The organism is Microbacterium sp. ZXX196 (genome assembly GCF_009709595.1).
GTDB lineage: Bacteria > Actinomycetota > Actinomycetes > Actinomycetales > Microbacteriaceae > Microbacterium > Microbacterium excoecariae.
In genome coordinates this window covers 350,791-357,934 of record NZ_WMEE01000001.1, presented here as the reverse complement: position 1 = coordinate 357,934, position 7,144 = coordinate 350,791, and the positions used below count along the sequence as shown (strand labels likewise).

Annotated in this window: 6 protein-coding genes, 1 tRNA gene and 1 pseudogene; all 8 read right to left on the bottom strand. The window is 70.2% G+C overall.

Annotated features, from left to right (window positions below; all coding sequences use genetic code 11):
• Positions 1 to 376, bottom strand: a pseudogene (locus tag GJQ66_RS01605) (transposase); the annotation flags it as partial.
• Positions 377 to 696: 320 nt separating this feature from the next.
• Positions 697 to 1,902 (bottom strand): site-specific integrase, encoded by a 1,206-nt coding sequence (locus GJQ66_RS01600; RefSeq protein ID WP_155047571.1) that lies wholly within the window; start codon positions 1,900 to 1,902, stop codon positions 697 to 699.
• On the bottom strand, positions 1,895 to 2,095 hold the full coding sequence (locus tag GJQ66_RS01595) for a helix-turn-helix domain-containing protein (RefSeq protein WP_155047570.1): 201 nt from the start codon (positions 2,093 to 2,095) through the stop codon (positions 1,895 to 1,897). Before GJQ66_RS01595 ends, GJQ66_RS01600 begins: the two co-directional genes overlap by 8 nt.
• Before the next feature lie 178 nt (positions 2,096 to 2,273).
• Positions 2,274 to 2,345: transfer RNA gene (locus tag GJQ66_RS01590), tRNA-Gln, on the bottom strand.
• 109 nt (positions 2,346 to 2,454) lie between these two features.
• Positions 2,455 to 3,963 carry a glutamate--tRNA ligase gene (gene gltX, locus GJQ66_RS01585; protein ID WP_155047569.1) on the bottom strand — a complete coding sequence of 503 codons (1,509 nt, stop codon included), beginning with the start codon at positions 3,961 to 3,963 and terminating at the stop codon, positions 2,455 to 2,457.
• 30 nt (positions 3,964 to 3,993) lie between these two features.
• The gene (locus GJQ66_RS01580) at positions 3,994 to 5,202 is read right to left on the bottom strand and encodes an MFS transporter (protein WP_368732540.1); all 1,209 of its coding nucleotides are present in this window, start codon (positions 5,200 to 5,202) and stop codon (positions 3,994 to 3,996) included.
• Positions 5,199 to 5,963 (bottom strand): fumarylacetoacetate hydrolase family protein, encoded by a 765-nt coding sequence (locus GJQ66_RS01575; RefSeq protein ID WP_368732539.1) that lies wholly within the window; start codon positions 5,961 to 5,963, stop codon positions 5,199 to 5,201. Before GJQ66_RS01575 ends, GJQ66_RS01580 begins: the two co-directional genes overlap by 4 nt.
• Before the next feature lie 56 nt (positions 5,964 to 6,019).
• On the bottom strand, positions 6,020 to 7,126 hold the full coding sequence (locus GJQ66_RS01570; RefSeq protein ID WP_155047568.1) for a branched-chain amino acid aminotransferase: 1,107 nt from the start codon (positions 7,124 to 7,126) through the stop codon (positions 6,020 to 6,022).
• Between the last annotated feature and the right edge of the window lie 18 nt (positions 7,127 to 7,144).

The following is a 7,144-nucleotide window of genomic DNA, read 5'->3' as shown; positions in this document are numbered from 1 at the left end:
CGGCTCAGCCCGACCAGACGGCACGCCATCCGTTCGCTCACCCGCAGCTTGCGCTTGAGGTGATCGACGGCGGCGCGGCGCCTGTCCGGGCTTAGAAGTTTCCCTCAGCCAGCTCCTTGAGCGCGGCCTTCTCCAGCTCCGCTTCCGCGAGCAGACGCTTCAGGGTCGCGTTCTGCTTCTCCAGCTCCTTCAGGCGCTTTGCGTCGTCGGCCTTGAGGCCGCCGTACTGGTTCCGCCACCGGTAGTACGTCTGCTCGGACACCCCGAGCTCCCGGCACACCGCCGCGACGTCCTGACCGTCGGCGAGCATCCTGTCGGCCTGCCCGAGCTTACGGACGACCTGCTCCGGGGTGTGACGCTTCCTGCTGTTCGTCATGATCTGACCAGTCTCCCTGCCCGCGACCGCGGACAACAGGACGACTCTCAGAACCACCGGACCTACGAAACGGGGTCGGCCCAATTCGACACAACCGGAGGTCTTTCACGGGGGTGCCGAATCGACACCCCCGTCACCGGGCCTCGACCCGGCACCGCTGTCCGGCCGTCTCCGGCCGACCTACGGTGGTTGAGATTCCACACCGCCGCCGCACGCTCATGGACTTGTGGCGCGGGTGCGCTACCTCTCCTCTCGCACAGGCGCAAGGCTTCGGTGAGAAGGTACGCGGCGCGTCCCGCGCGACCGGCGAGCCGCATGACTCACGTCCCAAGGATCGTGTCGAGAATGTCGGCGGTGACGACATCGACTTGCTCGGCCGTGATGACGTAGCTGTTGCGGGTGACCATCTCGTTCGCGTGCCCGAGCAGCCGTGACGCGATCGTGAGCCCCGCCGCGCGCTCCACGAGAGTCGCGGTGGTGCGCCGGTAGATGTGCGTCGAGTACTCATCCACGTCAACACCGAGACGCACGAGTTGATCGCGGTTGTCGTCGATGAACGAGCGCAGTAGACGCTCATAGTTCGACACGCTCATCGGCTTGCCGGTCTTCGTCGGGAACAACAGCGCCTCCGGTCCCTTCTCCGCGCGTGCGAGCCGGCGTCGCACCGCGTCGGCTGCGAGCGCGGGCAGCGCGACGCGACGACGTTGGCGGGTGCGCTTCGGGGCGTTCTTCCGCTGGACGCCCTGCACCTTGTTCTGGATCACGGTGCCGTCGATCAGGATCGTCGGTGGGGCGGTGGTCATATCCACGTCACCGCGGCGCAGGCCGATGCACTCCCCCACGCGGGCGGATGTGCCGAGCATGATGTCCATGCCGTCCACGAGCGCCCGCCAGTTCGGGCGCGGCCTCATGCCCTCCGTCTCCCGCCAACGGGTCATGAGGTCGCGGATCGCCTCGATCTGCTGCGGGGTGAGCATCGCGGTCTTCTTCTCCGGCGACGGCAGTCGGGTGACGTCGCGCACCGGGTTCGTCGGAATGGCGTCGTCGCGCACGGCGAACCCGCAGATGAGCGAGAGCACCGAGCGGGCCTTCCGCGCTGCGGACACGCCCCGGTCGGCGAGGAGGTTCTGGATGATCCGGTCGCAGCGGCCGGCCGTGAGTGCCTCCAGCGTGACGCCGCCACAGACGGGGACGAGCGTAAGACGGACGGTGGTCTCGTAGTTCTCGTATGTCGACCACGACAGCGTGCCGTTCTCGGCGCGCACCTTCACCGTCGGCAGCCACGCCTCCGCCGCCTCCGCGATGGTCGATACAGCGGTGACGATGGCCTTCGTGTGCGTGGTCAGCGTCTTCGCGCGTGACAACAGCTCCTCGCGGGCGTCAGACTCGGTGGCACCTTCGGCACGGAGTTGCACCAGTCCGCCGGAGTCGTCGCGCATCCGGGCGCGTGCCCGCCACTTCCCGTTCGCGAGCTGGGTCACCTGCACCTGGCCGACCTCGCCCGCGGCGATCTTCGGCCTAGCCATGACGCTGCTTTCGCGCCCAGGCGAGCACGTCGTCGCGGTCGTACTTGACGTGCCGGCCGAGCTTCAGCCACGGCGGCCCTGACTTCGTGAGTCGCCAGCCTTCGAGCGTGCGCTCGGGCACGCCCAGCAGCACGGCGATCTCGGCCTGGGTCAGGAACGCGGGCTCGACCTCGATTCGTGCATGAGCTTCCATGCCAGTCAGGTGCGGAGCGCGTACCCACGCGAACCATCGGGGACGAGTGCGTACCTCATCGGCAGAAACGAGGGCGAGACGCACGTCAAGAAGGTTTCTGGTCACCAGACGCCAGATCGTGCCACTCGACGGAGTAAGGAGGGAGCCGGACTTCCTAGAGAACTCTAGCGATTCGTTGCTGGGGTACCTGGACTCGAACCAAGAACAACTGAACCAGAATCAGCCGTGTTGCCAATTACACCATACCCCAAGGGCGTTCCGGCTCTCACCGTCACAAGTGACCAGCTTACCCGATCCGGCGCGAGGGGGCCAAACCGGGCGCGGATCCGGGGCGTGTCGCGCCCAGATCCGCGCGCCGATCAGGCGCTCAAACGAGAGGCGAGGTCGCGCAGCCGCGCGACGGTGCGCGCGCGGCCGAGCAGCTCCATCGACTCGAACAGCGGCGGGGACACCTGGCGCCCGGAGACGGCCACGCGCGGCGGTCCGTATGCGACGCGGGGCTTGAGCCCCATGCCGTCGATCAGCGCCGCGGAGAGAGCCTCCTGGATCCGCTCGGACGTGAAATCCTCGAGCGACGCGAGCGCGTCCGCGGATGCCGCGAGCACGGAAGGAGCATCGTCCTTCAGCTTCGCGACGGCCTGCTCGTCGTAGTCGACCTCGTCGGCGAAGAGGAAGCCGAGCATGCCCGCGGCGTCACCGAGGAGCTGCAGGCGCGACTGCACGAGCGGCGCGGCGGCCGCGACGAGCGCGAGCTCGGCCTCGGACGGCGCCTCCCCCAGCACGCCGCCCTGCTGCAGGTACGGCACGAGGCGCTCGGCGAAGTCGGCCTCGCCGAGGAGCCGGATGTGGTCGCCGTTGATCGACTCGGCCTTCTTCTGGTCAAAGCGGGCGGGGTTCGGGTTCACGTCCGTAATGTCGAACGCCGCCACGAACTCGTCCAGCCCGAACACGTCGCGATCCGGGGCGATGGACCAGCCGAGGAGCGCGAGATAGTTCAGCAGGCCCTCGCGCACGAAGCCCTTGTCGCGCTGCAGGAACAGGTCGGCGCGCGGATCGCGCTTCGAGAGCTTCTTCGTGCCGTCCCCGAGCACGAGCGGCATATGCCCGAAGCGCGGGATGAAGGTCGCCACGCCGGCCTCGATGAGCGCCCGGTAGAGCACGATCTGGCGCGGCGTCGACGGCATGAGGTCCTCGCCGCGCAGCACGTGCGTGATCCCCATCAGCGCGTCGTCGACGGGGTTGACGAAGGTGTACAGCGGCACGCCGTTGGGGCGGACGATGACGAAGTCGGAGAAGGACCCCGCCGGGAACGTGACCTCCCCGCGCACGAGGTCGTCGTACGTAATATCCTCGTCGGGCACCTTGAGGCGCAGCGCGGGCTGGCGGCCCTCGGCGCGGAACGCCGCGCGCTGCTCGTCGGTGAGGTCGCGATCGAAATTGTCGTACCCCTGCTGCTTCGCGCGGCCGGCAGCCTCGTTGCGCTGGTCGATCTCCTCCGCGGTCGAGTAGCTCTCGTACACGAGACCCTTCTCGATGAGCGAGGCGAGCACCTCGCGGTGCAGGTCGTGGCGCTCGCTCTGGCGATACGGCGCGTGCGGGCCGCCCACCTCGACGCCCTCGTCCCAGTCGATCTCGAGCCAGCGCAGCGCTTCGAGGAGCTGCTGGTAGCTCTCCTCGCTGTCGCGGTTCGCGTCCGTGTCCTCGATGCGGAACACGAGCTTGCCGCCATGGTGCCGGGCGAAGCCCCAGTTGAACAGCGCGGTGCGGATGAGGCCGACGTGCGGCAGGCCGGTCGGCGACGGGCAGAATCGGACGCGAACGTCGCTGCCGGTGGCCGTCGTGGTGCGGGGATCGGGTGCAGAAGACATCGACTCGATCCTAGTTCGCCCGGCGCCGCCTCACCTGCGACCGAGCGGAGAGGCCCCGGCGATGACCGCCACAATCGCGAGGCACGCCCACGCGAGCCCGCCGTAGTCGATGAGCGCGAGCACGCCGCTCGCCGCCACCGCGCCGAGCCCGCCCGCGAGGTTCATCGTGAGGTCGCTGCGCCCCTGCCGCGCGACGCGCACCTCGGGCGCGGACGCCTCCGTGAGGAGCGACGCCCCCGCGACGGTCGCGGCGCTCCATCCGAGGCCCAGGAGAACGAGCGCGATGGTCACCGCGACCGCGCTGTCCTGGCCGAGCGCGGCCATCACGAGGGATGCGGCGAGGATTCCCTGGCCCAGGAGGATCGTGGCAACGCGGCCCACGCGGTCGGCCAGCAGCCCGAACACGGGCGACAGCGCGTACATCCCGGCGATGTGCAGGCTGATCGTCAGCCCGATGATGTGGAGCGCCGCGCCATGCCCGGCCAGGTGCACGGGCGTCATCGCCATGACGGCGACCATGACCGCGTGCGATCCAGCCACGGCGAGGATCGCGAAGCGCGCGGCGACGGGACGGTCGGGCCGCGGCGCCCGCGCGCTGGCGCTCGCCTCCCGCGCGAGCCGGTTGGCCAGGCGCAGCGGATCCGGCCGCAGGAACACGAGGTACAGCGCGAGCGCCGCGAGCTGCGCCGCGATCGAGAACACGTACGGGCCGGTCAGCTCCGGCATGCCGAGCGCGCGCCCGATCGCCTCCCCCGGCGCCGTGAGGTTCGGGCCCAGCACCGAGCCGACCGTCGTCGCCCAGACGACCAGCGACAGATCGCGACCGCGCGTGCGCTCGGTGGCGAGATCGGCGGCGGCGAACCGCGACTGCAGGTTCGCCGCCTGCCCCGCGCCGATGAGCGCGAAACCGGCGAGCAGGAGGGCGAACACGCCGATCGCGGTCGCCGCGACGACGGTGAGGATCCCGACGAGCGCCACGATCATCCCCGTCGCGAGAGACGGGCGCCGGCCCGCCCGGCGGGCGAGGCTCGCGAGCGGCACGGCCACGATCGCCGCGCCGAGGGTCATGCCCGCGGTCGACAGGCCCGACAGCGCCTCGGATCCGGACACGTCCGCCGCCAGCAGCGCCCCGAGCGAGACCGTGACGCCCGTCGCGATGCCGCCGAGGACCTGCCCGACGGACAGGACGAGGACCGTGCGGCGCTGCACGGCGGCGAGGTCGCCGCCCGGCAGGCTCACGCGTCGCGCGCGGGGTTGCGCAGCACCCCGATGCCCGGCACCTCGACCTCGACGACGTCGCCGGCGACGAAGGGGCCCACGCCCTCGGGCGTGCCCGTGAGGATCACGTCTCCCGGGAGCAGCGTGAACGCGGCGCTCACGTACTCGATGATCTCGGGAATCGAGAAGATCAGGTCGGAGAAGGATCCGCGCTGACGCTCCTCGCCGTTCACGCGCGTAATGATCTGCTCCGAGGCAAGATCGAGGTCGGTCTCGATCGCCGGCCCGAGCGGGCAGAAGGTGTCCATGCCCTTCGCGCGCGCCCACTGCCGGTCGGGCCCCTGCAGGTCGCGCGCCGTGACGTCGTTGGCGACGGTGTAGCCGAAGATCACCTGATGCGCGTCGGCCGCCGGGACGTTCTTCGCAATCGATCCGATGACGACGGCCAGCTCGCCCTCCCACTGCGTGTCGTTCGTCTGCGGCGGCCGGACGATCGAGTCGCCCGGGCCGATGACCGACGTGTTGGGCTTGAAGAACAGCAGCGGCTCGGCGGGGACGTCGTTGCCCAGCTCCTCCGCGTGCGCGCGGTAGTTGCGCCCCACGCACACGACCTTCGAGCGCGGAATGACGGGAGCCAGCAGCGCGACATCGCCGAGCGAGACCCGCTCGCCCGTCGTGTCGAAGCCGGCGAGCATCGGATCCCCCGCGAGGACGACGAGCTCGGTCCCGTCGACGATGCCGAATCGGATGGCGTCCTTGTGGCTGAACCTGGCGATCTTCACCCGATCAGCCTAGCGACGGAGCCGGGCCGGGGCATCCGCCCCGGCCCGGTCTCGCCTTACGCGTCGAGGCGGCGCAGCCAGCCGCGCGTGTCCTCGCGCCGCCCGTACTGAATGTCCGTGAGTTCCTCGCGGAGAGACAGGCCGAGGGATCCCTGCGGCTGCTCGTCCGAGAAGCCCTCCCCCATGAGGCGCCCGATCGGCGTGACGACGGCGGCCGTGCCGCACGCGAACGTCTCGACGATGTCGCCCGAGGCGACACCGTCGCGCCACTCCGCGAGCGAGACGCCGCGGCGCTCGATCGCGTGCCCGCGATCCGCCGCGAGCTCGAGGATGGAGTTGCGCGTGATCCCGTCGAGGATGCTCCCCGAGTCGGGCGTGACGAGCGTGCCGTCCTTCTTCACGAACACGATGTTCATCCCGCCGAGCTCCTCGACGTTCCCGCGCGCGTCGAGGAAGACGACCTGGTCGCAGCCCTTCTCGGCGGCCTCCGCCTGCGGGAGCAGGCTGGCGGCGTAGTTCCCGCCGGTCTTCGCCGCGCCCGTGCCGCCCTCGGCCGCGCGGGCGTAGCGCTCGCTCAGCCAGATCGAGACGGGCGTCACGCCGCCCGAGAAATACGATCCGGAGGGGCTGCCGATCAGGTAGAAGCCATACTTCTTCGCCGGCCGCACGCCGAGGAACGCCTCCTTCGCGAACATGAACGGCCGCAGGTAGAGGGTCTGATCGGGGCCCGACGGAACCCAGACGCCGTCGACCGCGATGAGCTCGTGCAGTGCCTGCAGGAAGAAGCGCTCGGGCAGCTCGGGCATGGACATGCGCTTCGCGCTCCGGTTGAACCGCCGCGCGTTCTCCTCGGGGCGGAAGGTGTAGACCCCGCCGTCGGCGTGACGGTACGCCTTCATCCCCTCGAAGATCTCCTGCGCGTAGTGCAGCACGGCCGCGGCCGGGTCCAGCGAGATGGGGCCGTAGGCCTGGACGCGCGGGCGGTGCCAGCCTCCGCGCTCGGACCAGCAGACGTCGACCATGTGGTCGGTGAACACGGTGCCGAAGCCCGGATCCTGCAGGAGCGCCTCGCGCTCGTCCGCCGAGCGGGCGGCGGAGTTGCGGGTCACCTGGAAGGCGAGGCGATCGGGGGCGGCGAGCGGGAGGGATCCGGGAAGGGTCATGACGTGTCCTGTCTGCGC